The sequence below is a fragment of the Longispora sp. NPDC051575 genome, assembly GCF_040681875.1.
Lineage (GTDB): Bacteria > Actinomycetota > Actinomycetes > Mycobacteriales > Micromonosporaceae > Longispora.
Window position 1 is genome coordinate 84,112 of the sequence record NZ_JBFAZP010000007.1, and the last position, 18,701, is coordinate 102,812.

The window sequence follows — 18,701 nt, forward strand, 5'->3', positions numbered from 1 at the left end:
GCCCCTGTCCGCGCGGCGGGGTCGCCGTCGCGGCTGTCCGGCCGCCGGTGGGGCGGACAGGTCAGGTGCTCGAGTATCAATAGCCGCGTATTAAGAGCACCGGAGTATTTCCTCAAATTTCACTCAGGAACGTCCTCAGTGGTACTGATCACCACGGCGCTCCGGTCCCGGTCACCGCTCGGCCGTGGCCCTGAGGTTCCCCAGCCAGGCGGTCAGCGAGGCGTCCAGGGCCGCTCGCAGGCCCTCCGGGTCGGCGTCGACCGGCGGCCCGGCCCAGGACTCCTCGGTGGTCACCAGCGTGCCGCCGTCGACGGGCGCGAACGTCCACACGTGCACCCCGTCGATGCCGTGCGCGGGCCCGCCCCACACGATCCGCGCGCCGGGGACCAGCTCCAGGACGGTGGAGGCGATGTCCAGGCCGTGGGTGTGCCAGTGGAAGGTCGCGCCCTCGGCCAAGGGGCCGGCCAGCCGGGCGGTGGTGATGTCGGCGTTCCAGGTCGGCCAGGCCGCGATGTCGGTGTGCAGCCGCCACACGGCCGCCGGGTCCGCCGCGATCAGGACCTCGTGTCGGACGAGTACGGGCGCGGTGCGGTCGATGTCGGTCATCAGTTCTTCTCCTCGTCGGCGATCCAGGAACCGTGGATGCCGGCCGGCACCCGACGGGGCAGTTCCACCACCGCGACCGGCGCGGCGGACAGGTCGCCGGCGTCGAGCACCAGCAGTTCGGAGGTGTCGCGGGCGAGGTCGCTGACGAGGGTGAGCAGGTACCCGTCGTCCTCCGCCGTGGCACCGGCGGCGGGCACGAACACGGCCTCGCCGGGCATCCGGTCCCGCCCGATCGGCAGCAGCTGCCGGGCGCCGGTCTCCAGATCGAACTTCGCGATGTGGTACTCCGTGAGCCCGGCCCCCGGGAACGCGACCGCGTAGCCGTACCGGTGCGCGTGGCCGAGCAGGCCCTCGTTGATCGCGGGGAACTCGGTGACCAGGTCGTCGGTGGCCTCCTCGCGGACCGTGCCGGCGGTCAGGTCGAACGTCCACCGGTGCCCGACCGAGCCGACCCCGGGCTCCACGCCGTGGCCGGGCGCGCCGACCCACCACTTCCACGAGGTCTCCCACGCGGAGCGGTCGTAGCGCGGCCCGTCCAGCACGATCCGGCCGGCGGCGTCCTCGTAGGCGTTGGCCACGTGCAGCAGCGCCCCGGGCCCCACCTCGAACCACTGGACCCTCGCCGGTCCGGTGCGCGGCATGATCCCGATCCGGGGGGTGTAGGAGTCGCTCCACCGGTAGGGGATGCCGGACTGCTCGGCGTGGTCGAACACCACCGGCAGGTCCAGCCAGATCACGTGGTTGGCCGTCAGCCCGAAGTCGTGCATGAGCGAGGGCCCGGCGCCGTCGATGACCTCGGTGCGGATCAGGTTCCCGGCGGCGTCGGCCACGTGGTACGTCAGGTGCGGCGGGAACGGGCCGTACCCGAAGAAGTGCAGTTCCCCGGTGACCGGGTCCTCCTTGGGGTGCGCCGTCATCGCGGTCCGCAGCCGGCCGCCGAAGTCGTGCACCCCGACCGTGTCCAGCTCGGGGGTGAGCTCGAAGGGCAGGTTGGCCTCCTGGAGCGCCAGGATCCGGCCGCCGTGCCCGATGACGTTGGTGGCGGCCCCGCTGGACGCGAGGTTCGGCACCCCGTCGGCCCCGATGTACGGCACGCCGTCCAGCGCGGGGGTGCGCACCCAGCGGTTGCGGTACCACTCGGCGCGCCCGTCGCTCAGCCGCAGGCCGTGCACCATGCCGGAACCCTTGAACCAGTGCGGCGGGACGACCCCGGGCAGCGGGTTGTGCCCGTTGCGGAAGTAGCGGCCGGACAGCTCCGGCGGGAGGGTGCCGCGCACGGTCAGGCCGTGGGCGGTGACCTCGTCGACGACCGGCTCGTAGTGTCCGGTCAGGTACGGCTTGGCGGTCATCGGGTTCTCCTCGTGGTGATGGCGACGGTGAGGCTGGCGACCGTGGCGAGGACCGCCCCGGTCAGGAACGCGGCGGCGTGACCGGCCGCGAGAGTGTGCGGGCCCTCGGGCAGCCCGGAGGTGGAGGCCTGGGCGATCGTGGTCATCAGGGCCAGGCCGAGCGCGCCGCCGACCTGCCGGGTCGTGTTGACAAGCCCGCCGGCCGTGGCGGCGTCCGCCGGGGACGCGTCGCGGGTGGCCAGCCCGGTGAGGCCGGTGAACGCGACCCCGATCCCCGCGCCCAGCAACAGGGTCGGCCCGAGCAGATCGGCGACGAACGTACCGGCCACGGGTGCCCGCGACAGCCAGGCCAGGCCGAGCGCGATCGCCGCGAGGGCACCGGTGACGGCGGCCCGGGCGGGCAGCCTCGGGGCCGCTGTGGAGCCGACGACGATCATGGCGGCGAGCGGGAGCTGGCCGAGGGCGGCGGTCAGCGGCGTCTGGCCGAGCACCTGCTGCTGGTACAGGGGCAGGAAGTAGAACAGGCCCACCCACACGGCGCCCAGCAGTGTCATCGCCACGTTCGCGGGGGTGGTCGATCCGGTGGCCAGCAGCCGGGGCGGCACGAGCGGGGCCGGCCCGCTCCGCTGCCGCCGGACGAACCAGGCGAGCGCGACCAGACCGACAACCGCTGATCCGAGTACGACGGGGGAGCCCCAGCCCCGGGTGCCGCCCGCCGACAGGGCGTAGGTGACGGCGACCAGTCCGGCGGTGACGGCGACGGCACCGGGCCAGTCGAGGGCGCGCCGGTCGCCGGCACGATCGGTGCCGGGCCGGGCCGCTGTGCGCGGGTCGCCGGTGGGCTGGCCGGTGCCGGGCCGGTCGGCGGGCAGTGCGAGGGCACGCCGGTCGGCGGGCAGCAGCCGGAAGGCCGCGACCAGCGGCGGCACCGCGAGCCCCGCCGTGACCAGGAAGATCGACTGCCACCCGAACGGCCCGGTGAGCAGCCCGCCGAGCAGCACCCCCGCCGCGCCGCCCGCCCCGGACGCGGCCCCCCACACGCCGAGCGCCCGCCCACCCCCGCCCGGCGGGAACAGCCCGAGCGCCAGGGCCAGCGCGGCCGGCGCGAGCAGGGCGGCCCCCAGTCCCTGGGCGGCCCGGGCCGCGAGCAGGTGCGTCGGCCCCTCGGCCAGCCCGGCGGCCAGCGAGGCGACCGCGAACCCGGCCAGGCCCAGGGCGAACAGCCGGCGGCGGCCGTACAGGTCGGCCAGGCGGCCGGCGGCCAGCAGCGGTGCCCCGAAGCCCAGGACGTACGCGGTGACCACCCAGGACAGTGCGGTGGCGTCTAGGCCGAGCCCGGCGCGGAGTTCGGGCAGCGCCACGTTGACGCTGGACACGGATAGCACGACCAGGAACTGTGCGGTCGCGAGCGCCGCGAGGGCCGGACCCCGGCGGGTACCCATCACAGACCTCCTCTTGTGAGTGGTTGATTACTCACACTGTAGGCGAAAGAAAGGGCCGCCCGGAGCGGCCCCCTCGGAGACTCAGTAGTGCCGGATGCCGGCGAGCAGGGTGCGCGCCCACGGCGCGTCGACCTCCTCGGCGCCCATCGCCATCGTCATGTTGCACAGGAAGCCGGTGGCGAAGAAGCCCTGCACCTCGGTCTCCGAGCCGCCGGACGCCGCGCGGGCGTACTCGACCAGGCGGGCGTACATGTCCCGCACGGCCACCCGGATCGGCGGCTCCGAGGCGGCGCACGTGGCGTGCATCAGCACCATGAGCACATCCTTGTCTACGATGAGCTGCGCGTACGCGTTGCCCATCGCGCCGAGTACGGCCGCCGGTGTGCTGCCGGTCGCCCCCGCCGCCCCCTCCGCGAGCCGCTCCCGGATCAGCCGCGAGCAGTGGTCGACCACCGCGACGAAGAGCGACTCCTTGTCGGGGAACAGCCGGTAGACGTAGGCCTGGGAGATGCCGGCGAGCTTGGCCACCTCGGCGGTGGTGGTGCCGTAGTAGCCCCGGGCGGCGAACGCCCGCACGGCGGCGGCCAGGACCTCGGCGCGGCGCTCGTCGGCGGTGGACAACTTCCTCATGGGGAGTAATTAACCACTCACACCTGCCCGCTGTCAAGCCCTGCCGTGGAACCCGCCGCGCCCGGCCCGGATGCGTCACGGTGCACTGTCGGCCTCCTGTCACACCTCTGTGGGACGTCCCCGACCGATCTAGTGTGGAATCACGCCTCTGTCATCTGCGGTTACGCGAACGAAGACTGGCGACTAGTGAGGTCCGGCTGTGCCTGAGTATGTGCGCGCTTCCCTCGGGGTCAAGGCAAAGCTGCTGTGCGTCGAGGTGGACCTGAGAAACGACATCATCCGGGATCTGCTGCGCCAGCTCGACTCCGCGCCGGTGCCGGCGGTGACGGTCCCGGGTCAGCCCGGTCTCGGCGTCTACCTGGTGCAGGGCTACACGTTCACGTGCCGCCGGCTGTCCAAGAAGCAGGACAGGCGCGAGCTCGACGAGGTCGGGGCGGATGTCGGCTTCCTCATCGTGGACATGGCGGAGCCGGGGGAGCAGTTGCTGCGGGCGCTGGCCGGCTAGCGACCAGCCGCACCTCCACCGGTTCGTGGGAGGCGGGCGGGCTCGCCGCGTAGGCGAAGACGATGATGCCCGCGATGACGACGACCCCGGCCCAGGCCAGTCGGGCCCGCAGGCCCTGGAACAGGTACAGCGTGTAGTGGTAGTTGGCGCACTGGACCACGGCGCGGGCGGTCCGGCGCAGCTCGACGGACAGGTCCGCGGCGGCCGACCGCGCCTCGGCGGTGAGGTCCGGGCGGGCGAGTTCCCGGTGCGCGTCCGCCAGCCGCGCGTGCAGGTCGGGCACGGAGCGGGCCACGTGCCCGTACAGCTCGTGCCGGGAGAACGCCAACTTCTCCTCGATCACCCCGAGCTGGTCGCGGGGTTCGCGCTGCCGGGGGTCCGGGAGGCCGAACGTCCTCTCGGTGAAGCTCGCCAGGGTCAGCCACTCGTGGGTCAGCACGGCGGACGCCGACGTGATCAGGTGGGCGATCGTGGCGAGGGTGACGACCGCGGCGCCCAGGGCCACGTACAGCCGCCAGGAGGAGGGGGGCAGCTGGCCGAGGTCGGTGAGCCCGAGCCCCGCGACCATCACGGCGCCGACGCCCGCCGACGCGGTGATCAGCCACTTGACGGCGGAGCGCAACGACTGCAGCTGGGGTTCGTAGCCGCCGGGGCCCTCGGGGCCGCCCGGGTCGTCGTTCGGCATCTGGCACCACCCCTGTCCGCGATCGTACACACCGTTGACAACGGTTGACAACGGTCTACGGTGGTAATGCGGACCCAAGGCGGCTTCCGTCCACGAGAGGAGCGCCGCATGCGCAGAGTCAGCGTTCGTGACCTGTCCGGCGAGGTGATCGGCGACATCGGTCCAGGGGAGTTCCTCGGCGTCACCAACAAGGGCGCCCTCGCCGGGGTCCTCGTCCCGCTCAGCACGGAGATCCTGCAACGCCTGACGGACTTCGACGCGGAGGGCACCGCCGCCCGGGTCCGCGCGGAGGAGATCGGGCTCGCCACCGGGCAGCCGGCCACCGACCTGACGGACCTCCTCGACGAGCCGCCCGGCGACCAGACCGGCCCGGCCCCGTTCTCCCGGGTGAGCATCCGCGACCTGCGGGGCGAACGCCTGGTCGAGGCCGCCCGCACCGGGGAACGCCTGGTCGTCACCCGCGACCGGGTCGCCGTCGCGCTCTTCCTGCCCCTGAGCGACCGCTGGGTGGACAGCCTCGTCGAGTCGAGCGTCGCCCGCTTCCTCGGCGGGGAGACGACCGCCCGGACCGCCGCGCCCGAACGGCCGCTCCTCGCGCCGCGCCCCGTTCCCCGGGGCCACACCGGCCGGGAGTTCCTCCGCCAGCGCGCGATCGGCATCCGGGTGATCGGCGACGCGCCCGACGCCCGCAAGCGCCTGGTCGGCGTGGTCACGGACATGCTGGCCAACATCGTGGTCGGACCGCTCGAACGTGCGCTGGACAGCCTCGACGAGACCCACGTCTTCGCGCAGATCCTCACCCTGGTCGACTCGCTGCGCGCCCACATCGGGGAGGACGAGGACCTGACCGGCGTCGGGGTGGAGATCGGCGGGCACGTGAACCAGGGCAGGGTGATCCGGTCGGCCAACGCGACCTGGGACCATTTCCCGCTCGCCGAGCTGCTGGCCCAGAGTCTGCGGCTGCCGGTCGCGCTGGAGAACGACGCCAACTCCCTCGCGCTGTACGAGACGAGCTTCCACGGGATCGACGACGACAACTTCGCCGTCGTCCTCGTGACCCACCTCGGGCTGGGGTGCGGCCTGGTCCTCAACGGCCAGGTGTACCGGGGCGGCCGGGGCATGGCCGGCGAACTCGGGCACACCTCCGTCGAGTTCGAGGAGGCCGACGTCGTCCGCTGCCGGTGCACGAACCCGGGCTGCCTGGAGGGCGTGGCCACCCCGCGGGCGATCGAACTCGCACTGCGGGAACGGGACTTCGACGGGGACTTCCAGGCCGCGCTCGGCCGGGGCGACGAGGAACTCGTCCAACAGGTCTTCGCCCGGGCCGGCGCGGGCCTCGGCCGGGGCATCGCCACCGTGCTCAACCTGCTCAACCCGACGACCGTGGTCATCTACGCGCCGCCGGAGCTGATCGGCCGGGCGCGGAAGTTCCACATCGACTCGACGGACTTCGGGACGGGGCTGGCCGCCCGGTACACCGCGGCGATGGTCGGGACGATCCGGACCCACGCCTTCTCCGACGGGGCGGACGAGTGCCAGTTCTGGGTCCGCACCACGGCGGACGAACAGGGCGCGAGGGCGGCCGCCGCGTGCCTCATCCACCAGGTCCTCCAGCAGTCCGCCGCCGACCGGACCGGCCAGTCCGCGCGCCGGTAGCACTCCTGCCGCCCGGTGCCACCAGAGGTAGGGAGAGGTTCGATGAACCGTTCGAGCGCGCAGCTCGCAGCAGGGCACCGGCCCGACCGGGTGGCGATCGGCCTGGACATCGGGGGTACGAAGATCGCGGGCGGGATCGTCACGGCGGCCGGCACCCTGGTGGAGACGCTCCCGCCGGTCCCGACGCCCGGCGACCAGGAGGGCACGCTGGAGGTGCTGCACCGCACGGTCGCGGAGCTGCGGGGCCGCCACCCGGAGGTCGAGGCGATCGGGGTGGGCGCGGCCGGCCTCATCGAGTGGCCCGACGGGCACATCCGCTGGGCCCCGAACAACGCGTACGAGAAGGTGCCGCTGCGGCGGATCCTGGAGGAGGCCAGCGGGCTCCCCGCGACCGTCGACAACGACGCGAACACCGCCGCCTGGGCCGAGGCCCGGCTCGGCAGGTCAGCCGACTACATGCTGTTCCTCACCGTGGGCACCGGGGTGGGCGGCGGCGTGGTCCTCGACGGGCAGCTGTTCCGGGGCCGGACCGGGATCGGCACCGAGGTCGGACACCTGATCGTCGACCCGCACGGAGGGGTGCGCTGCCCGTGCGGGAACATCGGCTGCCTGGAGGCGCTGGCGTCGGGCTCGGCGCTGCGGCGCTACGGCACGGAGGCCGCGCTGTCCGGTCCGGGCGGCCCGCCCGTCACCGGCGACGCGATCTTCGCCGCCGCGCGGGCGGGCGACCCCACGGCGCTCGCGTTGTACGCGCGGCTCGGCGACTGGCTCGGGATCGGCCTGGCGTCCCTGGTCACCCTCTTCGACCTGGAACTGATCGTCATCGGCGGGGGAGTGGCCGCCGCCGGGGAGCTGCTGTTCGCCCCGGCCAGGGAGAGCATGGAACGCTTCCTGTTCGCCCGCGGCCACCGGACCGAGCCCGTCATCGCGCCGGCCACGTTGGGGGTCGAGGCCGGCTGGGTGGGTGCGGGCCTGCTCGCCCTCGACCTGACCGCGTAGTGCCGGGTCCGGAAACCGTCGCGGTGCGGCGACCTCCGGACCCGTACCCGTCAGATGTAGTAGGTGTTGGGGTCCGCGCCACACAGGATCCGGCCGTAGGTCTCCGCGTTGACGTCGGGGTTCATCATCGCGTGCAGGCTGAAGGTCTGCAGGTCGTTGACGACCCGCTGGATCGGCACCGAGGTGTACGCCGACGCGCCGCCGCTGGCCAGCGCGAAGATGTCCGACGCCTCCCGGACCAGCTGCACCGCCGCGCCCTCGTCGGCGCGGCTGCGGCCCCGCTCCAGCAGCTCCCACGCCTCGCCGGACGCGCACTTGGCGTCCACGGTGGCCGCGAGCCGCTGCGCGTGGAACTCCGCCTCGTCGATCTTCATCGTCGCCTGGGCGATCCGCAGGTGGGTCACCGGCGCGTCGGCCTGGCTCGGGTACTCGGTGTAGGTGAGCTTGCGGCCGGGCAGCCGCTCGAAGAACGTGTCCCGGATCGACTTGGCCATGCCGAGGGCCACGCCGACGGTGGTGGCCGCGCCCACGGAGATGAACGGGGCCCGGTACATCGCGGTGTCGGCGTTGAGCTTCGAGGCCGACTCGCCGTTGACCACCATCGGCGCCGGCAGGACGCGTTCCTGGGGGATGAACAGGTCCTTCGCGGTGGTGGAGACGCTGCCCGTGCCCCGGAAACCCGTGGTGTGCCAGTTGTCGGTGATCTCCAGGTCCGACATCAGGACCGGACCCATCACCGGGTACGGCTGCCCGTTCGGGTCGAGGAGGATCGCCCCGATCTGCTGGTACCGGCTGCTGGTGGCCCCGCTGATACACGGCCAGGTGCCGTTGACCAGGATGCCGCCGTCCACCGGCACGGCCGTCGCGCTGCCCGGCCCGATCGTCGTGCACACCTGGACGTCGGGGTCCGCGAACACCTCGTCCTGGACCTCGTCCGGGAACAGGCCCAGGCCCCAGGTGGCGACCCAGGAGCACACCGCCACCCACGCGGCGGACCCGTCGATCTGGGCGATCTCGTCGGACACCGCGACCATGGTGCGCGCGTCGCTCTCGTACCCGCCGTAGCGCAGGGGGATCCTCATCCGGAACACGCCGGCCGCCGTCAGGGCGCGGAGCGTGTCCTCGTGCAGGCGGCGGTTCTCCGAGGCCCACGCGGCGTTGGCCCGGATCACGGGCGCGATCTCCCGGATCCGTTGGACCAGCTCTTCCCGGGACGGGGCGACGACAGAAGTAGACACGTTTGCTCCTCAGCGGAGTGGGGGTGCGGCGGAAGTCTTCTGACAGAGTTCCCCCAAACGCGCGGGCGTGGCTTCTCCCGTATTGCCGACCCGGGCGCCGACCTGGGCGGAGCCGCCGAAGTGGTCAACCTGGAAGAAGAACCGCGGCCCGGGGTTTGGGAGTCTGGGAGGGCTCCGATCCCGGGCGCCCCGCGTCCGGCCGGAGCCGGAGTCGTGTGGCGGGCGGCGTACCCCCGCGCCGGTCGACGCGTTGAGCCCGCGGGGGCCGCTCGCGGTCGCCGCGACCGGAGGACAGGAAATGGCGGAACGAACATGACTGGGAGGACACCATGAGCGACTTGTCCGGCAGGACCACGATCGTCGTCGGGGCGAGCCGCGGCGTGGGCCGTGGGATCGCCACCGCCTTCGCCGAGGCCGGCGCCCCGGTGGTCGCCGTGTCCCGCACGGCGGTCACGTTCCCCGAGCCGTCCAACGGCGCCGGCGGGATCCAGGCGGAGGTCGCCGACGCGGGCGAGGCCACGGTGCCGGCCAGCCTCCTCGACAGGTACGAGCCGCAGGTGGTCATCGTCGTCGCCGGCGCCGTCCCGCACATGCGGCCGTTGCAGGAGCAGACCTGGGAGACGTTCTCGGTCAACTGGGAGACCGACGTGCGGATCACGTTCCACTGGCTGCGCGAGATCCTGCTGACGCCGCTGCGTCCCGGCAGCAGGGTCATCGTGGTCAGCAGCGGGGCCGCGTTGGGTGGCTCCCCGCTCAGCGGCGGCTACGCCGGGGCCAAACAGACCCAACGCTTCATCACGGGGTACGCGCAGGACGAGGCGAACCGCGCCGGCCTGGACATCACGTTCACCACGGTGCTGCCCAAGTTCTCGCCGACGACCGGGGTCGGTGAACCCGCGGTGCGGGCGTACGCGGCCCGGTCCGGCCGGTCGGTGGAGGAGTTCCTCCAGTCGGCGGGCCCGCTGGTCTCCCCGGAGAGCGCCGGCGCGGCGCTGGTCGAACTGGTCCAGGCGGACGCGGCGGCCGTGGCGCCCGCGTACGTGCTGAACGGGGCCGGGTTGCACAAGCTCCCCTGAGCCGACGACGACGGGTACGGGGCGGGCCGGGTCACCGGGCCCGCCCCGTACCCGTGCGCGCTCCGACCCGTGTGACACGCGGGTACGGCGGTGCCGGCCCGACCACCGGCACCGCCGTACCCGTCTGGTGTCTCAGCTCTGTTTGAGGGACCGGGCGAACGCCCGCACGTCCTGCACGAACAGGTCCGGCTCCTCGAACGCCGCGAAGTGCCCGCCGCGCTCGAACTCCGACCAGTGCGTGATCGTCGGCAGCAGCCGCTCGGCGAACCGGCGGATCGAGGGCGCGATGTCGTGCTCGAACACCGCGACCCCCGCCGGGACCGTCAACGGCCACGGACCCGCCCAGCGCGCGGCCAGGTTCTGGTTCGTGCGGTCCGTGGACTCGTAGTAGATCTGCGCCGACGAGGCCGCCGTCGCGGTCAGCCAGTAGAGCGTGACGATCGCGAGGAACCGGTCCCGGTCGACGGCCTCCTCGGGGCGCAGGTGGGAGTCGGTCCATTCCATGTACCTCTCCGCGAGCCACGCCAACTGCCCCACCGGCGAGTCGGTCAGCGCGTACGCCACCGTCTGCGGCCGGGTCGCCATGAGCTTCATGTGCCCCGACAGCTCCAGGTCGAAGTGCAGCAGCTTGCCCAGCCGGCCCATGTCCACCGGGCTGAGGTCCGCCAGCTCGGCAGGGTCCTCCGGCGGGAAGGTCACCAGCATGTTCAGGTGCACGCCGGCCACCCGCTCCGGGGCGGTCAGGCCCAGCTCCAGGGACACCAGCATGCCCCAGTCGCCGCCCTGCGCCACGTACCGGTCGTAGCCCAGCCGGGCCATCAGCTCCCGCCAGGCCCGGGCGACCCGGTCCACGTCCCAGCCGGCCTCGCGGGTCGGGCCGGAGAAGCCGAAGCCGGGGATGGCGGGGATGACGACGTGGAACGCGTCCGCCGGGTCGCCGCCGTGCGCGCGCGGGTCGGTCAGCGGCCCGATGACATCCAGGAACTCGACGAACGAACCCGGCCAGCCGTGCGTGATCAGCAGCGGGGTGGCGTTCGGCTCCGGCGAGGTGACGTGGACGAAGTGGACGTTCGCGCCGTCGATCTCGGTGGTGAACTGGGGGAGCTGGTTCAGGGTCGACTCCATGGCGCGCCAGTCGAACCCGGTGCGCCAGTACGCCGCCAGTTCCTTGAGGTAGTCGAGGGGAACACCCCGGGCCCAGCCCTGGCCGGGCACCTCGTCGGGCCACCGGGTGTGCTCCAGCCTGCGGTGCAGATCGTCCAGGTCGGCCTGTGGGATGTCGATGCGGAAAGATTGCATGTCCCTGCCTTTCGTCGCGAATGCACCCCCAAGTTACTTTCCCGCGACGGTGCGGCACTCTTCCATGTTGCGCAGATGCCCGCCCGGGGGCCTGTGCGCGACGGCGGGCTACAGGAAGCTGATGTCCGTGTCCCCGGTGGGGTCGCCGTCGGCGGTTCCCCCGTCGTGGTGGTGGTCGTGTCCGGACGGATGCGGCAGGAAGTAGCCCGTGGTGGCGATGCCGAGGCAGGTGGCGAGGAACGCCGCGCGTTTCCAGCGACCCTGCATCTGTCGCGCGAGCTGATCGGTGCCCGGAGAGGCGGGGACGCCCGGTCCGCGCAGGCCGTGCAGCAGCAGCTTGTGGCAGGCCTTCCGGGACTTGCCCACGAGATTGACGCGGGTGATGGCCCTGAGAATGATGGGGATCTCGCACCGCTCGACCTGCACGGGCACCATGCGGCGGCGGTTCAACGCGCTGGTCCACTCGGTGGTGCACCACGCCGAGGCGAAGTAGTTCCTCGAGAACACGGGCATGACGACGTCGGCCCGGTCGAGCTCGCGGTCGATCCACAGCGGGAAGTTCTCCCCGGGCGGGGAGTCGAGTTCCTGGAACACCGCCACGTTGCCCGACTCCCCGATCACCTCGGCGATCCACCGCGCCCATCCGAGATCGGCCGCGTTGTAGGAGAGGAAGACCCTGATCCCCGGTGGACCGCTCATGACAGGTGGAGTCGTCCCTCGATGACGATGTGACCGGTGTGGTCGTAGTAGCCGAGCTGTTCGTTCGCGAAGCTCGGCAGGCTGCGTTCGAGGCGGTCGACCAGGTCGCTGTTGATCCCCCACATGACCCGCTTCGCGTACATGTTGGGTCGCTGCCCGATCGCGCGGTGCATCAACCGCTCCTCCACCACGGTCAGGCCCATGGACGCCAACCAGGTGAGGACCTTGCGCGCCCGGGCCTCGTGCGGGTTGCGCATCAGGTCGAGAGCGAAGTGCCGCCCGAGCGGGTAGCCGTCCGCCACCATGGTGAAGGAGGCGATGATCCCGTTGTCGGTGATCTGCGCGAAGTTCGGCGGCACGGTGCCCCTGATCGGCTTCCCGGACACGGAGACCACGTCGATCGTGAACTCTTCTGTGTTGGCCCTCATGACCCATCCTCCTCCTGTGGGCAGCCGCGACTGCCGGGCGGACGCTCCGGAACGGCCCGGGACATCGAAGGAAATCGCGATATCACCTGAGTGGACGGAGCGTATCCACGACCCCCGCCGCCGTCGTAGCGGGTTCGCGACACTCTGACCTGACCCGTGTGAAACAGGGGGCTAGCCCATCACCAGGACCATGACGAGCAGGGCGAGATAGGCCAGCGCGAACGCGGCGGGCACCCACTGCTCGAGGGCCGCCATCGGCCAGTAGAGGGACCGGTCCCGGCCCGATCCGAGCCCCTTCCACTCGGCCCGCCAGTACGGGGACGCCGGCAGGCGCTCCTCCAGCGCGCCGATGACCCGGAACTTCGCCGACGACAGCTGCCGGTAGGACCGCAGGATCCAGAACCACGCCGCGCACTGCACGATCAGCACCACCAGGGGAAGCACGAGCGCCCGCCGGGGCAGGTCCGTGTCCTGCGCCCACGCGAGGCTCACCGCGGTGAACACGGCGGTGTTCGCGGCGAGGAAGAACGTGTTGATCGTGCCCCGGCGGGCGCTGATCCGGTCGGCCATCTCGACGTAGATCCGGTACTGCTCGAGGACGGCCGTCTGGTACTTCTCCGCCGGGCCCGCGTACGTGTCGGCGTCCACCCCGTCCGTCCACAGCGCCGTACGGACGTCGTCGATCGCCACCTGGCGGCGTCCGAAGTACCGTCGCAACGTCTCGGTGAACATCGTTCGATTATCGGGACCGTCCGCTGGGCGCGGTACCCGACGGACCCGCGCAGTCGCATCATCGACACCCGCGCCCCGGGCGGGCCGGCCACGGTTACACCGCCGGGCCCCGTCAGGTTCCCCAGGCGTCCGACTTCCGGGTCAGGCTGTACGGCGGGTCCTTGCGCCCATCGCGGAGCGCGGTCAACTCCGCGACCAGCTTCTCGATCGCGGCGTCCTCGTCGTGCCCGACGACGATCGGCGGGAAGCCGGGCGCGATCTCCCGGGGTCTGCCGCCGGGCAGCGCGACCGGGAAGATCCGTCGCTCGTCGAAGTAGTGCCGGTGCGCGTCGAGCTCCTTGCGCACCCAGTTGTCCGCCGGGTCCCGCAGGTTCACGTTCGCGGAGATCAGGGGGACGATGGCCCGCGAACGGCGGATGGCGGTCAGCAGCGCCGGCGGGAACTCCTTGCCGTGCGTCGGGTAGTCCATGAACACGGCGAGACCGTGCGCCCGGAGCGCGGAGCACCACCGTTCGGCGGCCGGTGTGTCCACCGAGTTGTAGGCGACGAACACGTCGTGGTCGAAGCACTGGGCCGCCGCGCGCCGGAGGGCGTGCTGGAACGCGTCCCGCTTGCGCACCTCCAGTTCCCTGAGGGCTGCCGCGCTGACGAAGAGCACCTTCGTCTCGTCGTCGATGATGTTGAACGTCTGGCAGGGCAGGACCATGATCTCCGGCAGCTGTGCCCACAGGATCGGGAACTGCGCCCCGGTCAGCACCCGGTGCGGCGCCGAGGCGCTGGACACCGCGCCGGACGCGAGGATGTAGATCCCGTCGGCGACCGATCCGCCCTTGTGCCGTGCGCTCTGGACCGACTCGACGGTCAGGTGCAGGCTGCCGCCGTCGGGCACGGTCACCAGCTCGCACTGGCCGCTGAGGGTCCGGAGCGCGTCCTTCCACTTCTGCGCGCCCTTCGTCAGCGGCCCGGCCCGGTCCTGGCCGACGAGATAGGGGACGTGCTGGCTCACGTGCTCCAGCACCCGGTACGTGATGAAGCTGTCGAGCCGGTCGCGGGCGTCGGCGCCCTGCCCGTTGTTCGGCAGCCGCGACACGAGGTCGTTGTGGTTGAAGGACAGCAGCGCGGTGTCGCTGAGCGCGACGAGGTCCGCGGTCCTGTTGCGCGACAGGGCGAAGGCCAGCTCGCCGACCACCTCGCCCTCCTGGTGCACGTGGGCCGGCTCGGCGGGGCTGTCGGAACCCTCGCCCTCCGACTTGTAGACGCCGATCTGGCCACGGAGAATGGCGAACATCGTGTTGCCCCGGTCCCCGAACCGGCAGATCACCTCGTTGTACCGGCGCTCCACCAGCTGGCCGAGCTGCACGATCACGGGCAGCACGTGCGACCCGAGCCGCTCGAAGAACAGGTCGTTGTCGTCCTCCGCCGGCAGCCGGGAGTTGGTGAGCGACCGCGTCTTCAGATCCCGGAGCGCCGCCATCGCCCGGGGGTCGTGCTGGTTGACCTGGAGAATGCGCTTGGCGTGGTACAGCACCTCCCAGCCGCGCCCCTGCTCCTGGGCGCGTTCCAGCTTCGCCAGCTCCTCCTCGACGGGCAGGTCCCAGAGGGACGCGTCCTCGGCCGTGGACATCAGCCGCAGGACGACGTGCCGGCGGTTCTTGTCCCGCAGCAGCCGCCGGTCGTGGAACGTGAGCCCGGGGTCCGCGCCGACCGCCTCGACGGCGTCCTGGAACTCGCCGGTCACCACGACACCGTGCCTGCTGCCCCGGGTCAGGAGCCAGCCGGCCCGGTTGATGCCGTCCCCCACGATCTGCACCCGGCCGTCGGCCCCCCGCACATCGGCGACCTCACCCACGTGCGCGGTCACCCGCAGCGGCGTCCCACTGCGCAGAGACCAGGCCCGCAGCCCGGCGAGGAGCGCGATCGCCGGCCCGCACCAGCCGGCACCACGGAACACGACGTGCCCGCCATCGCCTCCCGAGGCCCAGACGACGTCGGCGGGATCGCCCTGGGCGATGGTCCGCGCGACGATCCCGTTGATGGCGGCGACCCGTTCGAGCTGCAGCGTCAGGTCGTCGATCTTGGAATGACCGACGATGTCGCAGGAGATGATGGCAACCGGGCGGACTTCGCCGAATGGTGTCTCCGACGCCGACGTCACAGGCGACTCCACGTTCCACGGGCCAACGGACTCGGAAAGCGCCACCTGGGCGGCCACAGAGGACCGTCGGTGGTCTCGCGCAGCCAGGCTACCCACAGTCGCGCGCCGGATACAACAGGCGAGCGGACGCTTCGGCGGGCGCACACCGGCCGCCGTGCAGATGGCGCGAATACCCCTGCGACGTTCCGCTGTCGATCCGGCGGTCGGCGACGGGTCCGCCCTGTTGAGACCCCGCACGCTCGACCGTCAGCCGCCGCCAGCCCACCTCCCCGGCCGTCGGCCACCGCCCGGTGGTCGGGTACGACGAACCCGACCGTCCGATTGCCCGGACCTGACAAGTTCGGCAACGTCGACTCGATGCCGTCCGTACCCGGAGAAGGGTGTTCCATGACGCGGTTCATTCTCAACGGTGTCCCCATGGAACTGGACGCCGCCCACGTGGCGAGAAGACTGGACGGTGTCAGGCCCGAGCCGGTCCAGGTGCACGCCGTGCGGGTCGGCGGTGTGATCTTCCCGGTTCTCCAGGCCTTCGAGGTGGCCAGTGCCGTGCCGCGGAGCGGATTCAACAGCCTCACCGCCCGACGGCATCTGGAAGCGCTGGGTTTCGAGGTCTTCAGCACCTCGGACCGGCCAGCACCCGGGGTCGGGTCCGTGCCCGCGCTCAAGCACGCCGGGCCGGCCCCCGCGACACCCGCACCCGGGGTCGGGGCCGTGCCCCTGTCGCCGGGCGGGGCCCGGCCCGACTATCCGCGCTACCGCGACCTGGCCGGACGCACCCGCACCGGCAGGCGCGCCGCCGGGATCCACGTCGTCCTCGTCACGCGGTCGGGCCAGCTCGTCCCGGACACCTGGACCCCCTGAGACCAGCCCCTGACGGGTACGTCCGCCGGAGTCCGCCCGAGCTGGGGCCCGTGGAACGTGCCACAGGCGCTCGCGCCGGGCTGAATGTCGTGGACGCCGCCATGTTCGTCGCAGGTGATCGTTAGGGTGGGCCTCATGGCCGGCGTCACCCGCAACACCCACGCGAGGAGCACTCCATGACGCTCACCGTCCCCGACGCCGAACTGGACGACCTGCGCTCACGGCTACGCAACACGCGCTGGCCGACGCCGTGGCCCGTGCTCGGCTGGGAGGCCGGCACCGACCCCGCCGAACTACGTCGTCTCGTGTCCTACTGGGCCACCGACTACGACTGGCGCACCCACGAAGCGGACATCAACGCGCTCCCGTCCCACTTCGCGGACATCGACGGCACGCCGGTGCACTACCTCCGCTTCGACGGCGAACGCCCTGACGCACTGCCGATCGTGCTGACCAACGGATGGCCCAGCTCCTTCCTCGAACTGACGACCCTCGCACGCCGGCTGGCCTCGCCGTCACGGTACGGCGGCGACGCGGCCGACGCGTTCACCGTCATCGTCCCGACGCTGCCCGGTTTCGCCTTCTCGCCGCAGCGGCCGTCGCTCACCGAACCGCCGCAGACCCACGAGATCTGGCACCAGCTCATGCACGACGAACTCGGCTTCACCCGCTACGCGGCGCAGGGCGGGGACCTGGGCGCGGGGATCACGTCCCGGCTCGCCGAAGCCCACCCGGAGGCGGTGGTGGGCATCCACCTGATGGCCGTCGCCAGCCCGGTCTCCTACGACACCGACACCGTCACCGCCGAAGAGCGCGCCTACCTGGACGCCGTCGCGGCGTGGTCCGCCGACGAAGGCGGCTACCAGCACGAGCAGAGCACCCGCCCGCTCACGTTGAGCTACGGGCTGGCCGACTCCCCGACAGGCCTGCTGGCCTGGATCATGGAGAAGTACCGGGCCTGGAGCGACTGCGGCGGCGACCTGTCCTCCCGGTTCAGCGACGACTTCCTGCTGACCCAGGCATCGCTGTACTGGTTCACCAACACCATGTCGACGTCGATGCGGCCCTACTACGAATACGCCCGGCAGCTGACGAGGAGGGTGGAACGGGTCGAGGTGCCGACGGCGGTCGCGCTGTTCCCCGCCGACCTGACCCAACCACCCCGCAGCTGGTGCGAACGGACCTACAACGTCACGAGCTACCAGGTACTGCCGCGCGGCGGCCACTTCGCCGCCCACGAAGAGCCCGAACTGCTCGCCCGCGACCTCACCCAGTTCTTCCACGCCCACCGGTGACCTTGGGGCCGCAGAGACTCAACGTGTTGCTTCCATCGACTGCTGTCTGCTCCGCGATCCGGAAGGTCGCCCGGGCCGCCCGGAGCCGTCGGTGGTCACGGGCTCACCGGATCCGGTTGGTCGAGCTGTGCGGCGAGGTCCTGCTGCGAACCGAAAAGCTCAGCGACGGGTACTGCCCGCCGGCTCGTACCAGCGAGATCCTGTCGGGCTTCCTGGCTCCACAGGAACGGGAACACCGCCAGGCCCTGGTCCAGGGCGAGCGTCCTGGTCTCGTCCTCCCAGCCGGGCCAACGCAGGTCCGCGTAGAACCCCGTGGTACCACCGCCCGCTATCCACGACAGCCACTGACCGTACCCGCAGCCCAGGTTCTCCCAGCCGAGGGTGTCGGGGCCGAAGTAGCAGAGTTCACCAGGGTCTCCCGGTCGGCCGAGGGCGGCGGGGTCCGCGCCGTTGAGTTCGAACCGGCCACCCAGCACGTCGTACCCGACCAGCATCGCGGGCGGCGGGCCGGCACTGCCGTCGGCACCGTCGAGAAGACCCAGCAGTCCGCGAGCCGGGTCACCGGCGCCGAGGACCCGCAGCCAACCGTGATCGACGAGCAGTCCGGCGGTGTGCAGGGCCAGCGCGCCGAGCCGGGAACGGGCAGTCAGCTGCAGCCGGTGCAGACAGGCCGAGCCGGTGGCCTCGCCTGTGGGCAGCACCTCGACGGGGACGGCCGCGCCGGTGAGTTCGTCGCGTAGTTCCGGCCACGCGGGTTCGGCCACATCTGTCAGCTCTTCGATCGTCCGCATCCGTGGATCATGCCAGGGCGGTTATGAGTCGGGGTCCAGCCAGTCCGGGCGCATCCTTGGCCGAGGCCTCACGGGGACGGTACGCGAGCGCCGTCTGCGCTGGGTCTTGTGTTGCATCCCGGTGTGGAGGTCAACGGAAAACCATCGTCACCGGCAGGACGTGGACCACGGCCAAGTTCACCGATGGAACCAAACCTCGCACCCGGAAACGCAAACACGCCGCCCTCTGGGCGGCGTGAGCACCCCACTGGGGGA

Annotated in this window: 18 protein-coding genes; 6 read left to right on the plus strand and 12 right to left on the minus strand. The window is 71.9% G+C overall.

Annotation, left to right across the window (positions count from 1 at the left end):
- Positions 1–171 precede the first annotated feature (171 nt).
- From AB0M43_RS21165 to AB0M43_RS21180, 4 genes are all read right to left on the minus strand, one after another.
- Positions 172–606, minus strand: coding sequence for an SRPBCC family protein (locus AB0M43_RS21165; protein ID WP_363727154.1), 435 nt, complete (start codon positions 604–606; stop codon positions 172–174).
- Positions 606–1,955: a carotenoid oxygenase family protein gene (locus AB0M43_RS21170; RefSeq protein WP_363727156.1), complete on the minus strand. Its 1,350-nt coding sequence runs from the start codon at positions 1,953–1,955 to the stop codon at positions 606–608. The genes AB0M43_RS21165 and AB0M43_RS21170 overlap by 1 nt, the downstream gene beginning before the upstream one ends.
- Complete coding sequence (locus AB0M43_RS21175) at positions 1,952–3,397, minus strand: MFS transporter (protein WP_363727158.1); 1,446 nt, start codon at positions 3,395–3,397, stop codon at positions 1,952–1,954. Before AB0M43_RS21175 ends, AB0M43_RS21170 begins: the two co-directional genes overlap by 4 nt.
- 81 nt (positions 3,398–3,478) lie before the next feature.
- Positions 3,479–4,027, minus strand: a complete 549-nt coding sequence (locus AB0M43_RS21180) for a TetR/AcrR family transcriptional regulator (RefSeq protein ID WP_363727159.1) — start codon at positions 4,025–4,027, stop codon at positions 3,479–3,481.
- 199 nt (positions 4,028–4,226) lie between these two features.
- Between AB0M43_RS21180 and AB0M43_RS21185 the strand changes: the two genes are divergently transcribed.
- Positions 4,227–4,532 carry a hypothetical protein gene (locus tag AB0M43_RS21185; RefSeq protein ID WP_363727160.1) on the plus strand — a complete coding sequence of 102 codons (306 nt, stop codon included), beginning with the start codon at positions 4,227–4,229 and terminating at the stop codon, positions 4,530–4,532.
- Here AB0M43_RS21185 and AB0M43_RS21190 read toward each other — a convergent pair.
- Positions 4,477–5,217: a hypothetical protein gene (locus AB0M43_RS21190; RefSeq protein WP_363727162.1), complete on the minus strand. Its 741-nt coding sequence runs from the start codon at positions 5,215–5,217 to the stop codon at positions 4,477–4,479. The two genes, AB0M43_RS21185 and AB0M43_RS21190, sit on opposite strands and share 56 nt — an antisense overlap.
- A 108-nt stretch (positions 5,218–5,325) precedes the next feature.
- Between AB0M43_RS21190 and AB0M43_RS21195 the strand changes: the two genes are divergently transcribed.
- Together AB0M43_RS21195 and AB0M43_RS21200 are read left to right on the plus strand one after the other, a co-directional pair.
- Positions 5,326–6,873, plus strand: a complete 1,548-nt coding sequence (locus AB0M43_RS21195; protein ID WP_363727164.1) for an ROK family protein — start codon at positions 5,326–5,328, stop codon at positions 6,871–6,873.
- A gap of 42 nt (positions 6,874–6,915) precedes the next feature.
- A complete protein-coding gene (locus AB0M43_RS21200; protein WP_363727166.1) occupies positions 6,916–7,872 on the plus strand; it encodes an ROK family protein in 957 nt (318 codons plus the stop codon).
- Positions 7,873–7,922: 50 nt separating this feature from the next.
- On the opposite strand, the gene AB0M43_RS21205 is transcribed toward AB0M43_RS21200, so the two are convergent.
- A complete protein-coding gene (locus tag AB0M43_RS21205) occupies positions 7,923–9,110 on the minus strand; it encodes an acyl-CoA dehydrogenase family protein (protein ID WP_363727168.1) in 1,188 nt (395 codons plus the stop codon).
- A 329-nt stretch (positions 9,111–9,439) separates the two neighbouring features.
- On the opposite strand from AB0M43_RS21205, the gene AB0M43_RS21210 reads away from it, so the two are divergent.
- Complete coding sequence (locus AB0M43_RS21210; protein ID WP_363727169.1) at positions 9,440–10,186, plus strand: SDR family oxidoreductase; 747 nt, start codon at positions 9,440–9,442, stop codon at positions 10,184–10,186.
- Between the two features lie 132 nt (positions 10,187–10,318).
- Here the strand turns inward: AB0M43_RS21210 and AB0M43_RS21215 are convergent, their stop codons facing one another.
- From AB0M43_RS21215 to AB0M43_RS21235, 5 genes are all read right to left on the minus strand, one after another.
- Positions 10,319–11,485, minus strand: a complete 1,167-nt coding sequence (locus tag AB0M43_RS21215) for an epoxide hydrolase family protein (protein ID WP_363727171.1) — start codon at positions 11,483–11,485, stop codon at positions 10,319–10,321.
- Between the two features lie 108 nt (positions 11,486–11,593).
- A complete protein-coding gene (locus AB0M43_RS21220) occupies positions 11,594–12,184 on the minus strand; it encodes a toll/interleukin-1 receptor domain-containing protein (protein ID WP_363727173.1) in 591 nt (196 codons plus the stop codon).
- Positions 12,181–12,612, minus strand: a complete 432-nt coding sequence (locus tag AB0M43_RS21225) for a hypothetical protein (protein ID WP_363727175.1) — start codon at positions 12,610–12,612, stop codon at positions 12,181–12,183. The genes AB0M43_RS21220 and AB0M43_RS21225 overlap by 4 nt, the downstream gene beginning before the upstream one ends.
- A gap of 171 nt (positions 12,613–12,783) precedes the next feature.
- Positions 12,784–13,344, minus strand: a complete 561-nt coding sequence (locus AB0M43_RS21230; protein WP_363727177.1) for a hypothetical protein — start codon at positions 13,342–13,344, stop codon at positions 12,784–12,786.
- A gap of 112 nt (positions 13,345–13,456) precedes the next feature.
- Positions 13,457–15,499 carry a cyclic nucleotide-binding domain-containing protein gene (locus tag AB0M43_RS21235; RefSeq protein ID WP_363727179.1) on the minus strand — a complete coding sequence of 681 codons (2,043 nt, stop codon included), beginning with the start codon at positions 15,497–15,499 and terminating at the stop codon, positions 13,457–13,459.
- Positions 15,500–15,886: 387 nt separating this feature from the next.
- On the opposite strand from AB0M43_RS21235, the gene AB0M43_RS21240 reads away from it, so the two are divergent.
- Together AB0M43_RS21240 and AB0M43_RS21245 are read left to right on the plus strand one after the other, a co-directional pair.
- The gene (locus AB0M43_RS21240) at positions 15,887–16,360 is read left to right on the plus strand and encodes a hypothetical protein (RefSeq protein ID WP_363727181.1); all 474 of its coding nucleotides are present in this window, start codon (positions 15,887–15,889) and stop codon (positions 16,358–16,360) included.
- 176 nt (positions 16,361–16,536) lie between these two features.
- On the plus strand, positions 16,537–17,655 hold the full coding sequence (locus tag AB0M43_RS21245; protein ID WP_363727182.1) for an epoxide hydrolase family protein: 1,119 nt from the start codon (positions 16,537–16,539) through the stop codon (positions 17,653–17,655).
- Between the two features lie 95 nt (positions 17,656–17,750).
- On the opposite strand, the gene AB0M43_RS21250 is transcribed toward AB0M43_RS21245, so the two are convergent.
- Positions 17,751–18,446, minus strand: coding sequence for a DUF2625 family protein (locus tag AB0M43_RS21250; protein ID WP_363727184.1), 696 nt, complete (start codon positions 18,444–18,446; stop codon positions 17,751–17,753).
- Positions 18,447–18,701: the final 255 nt, after the last annotated feature.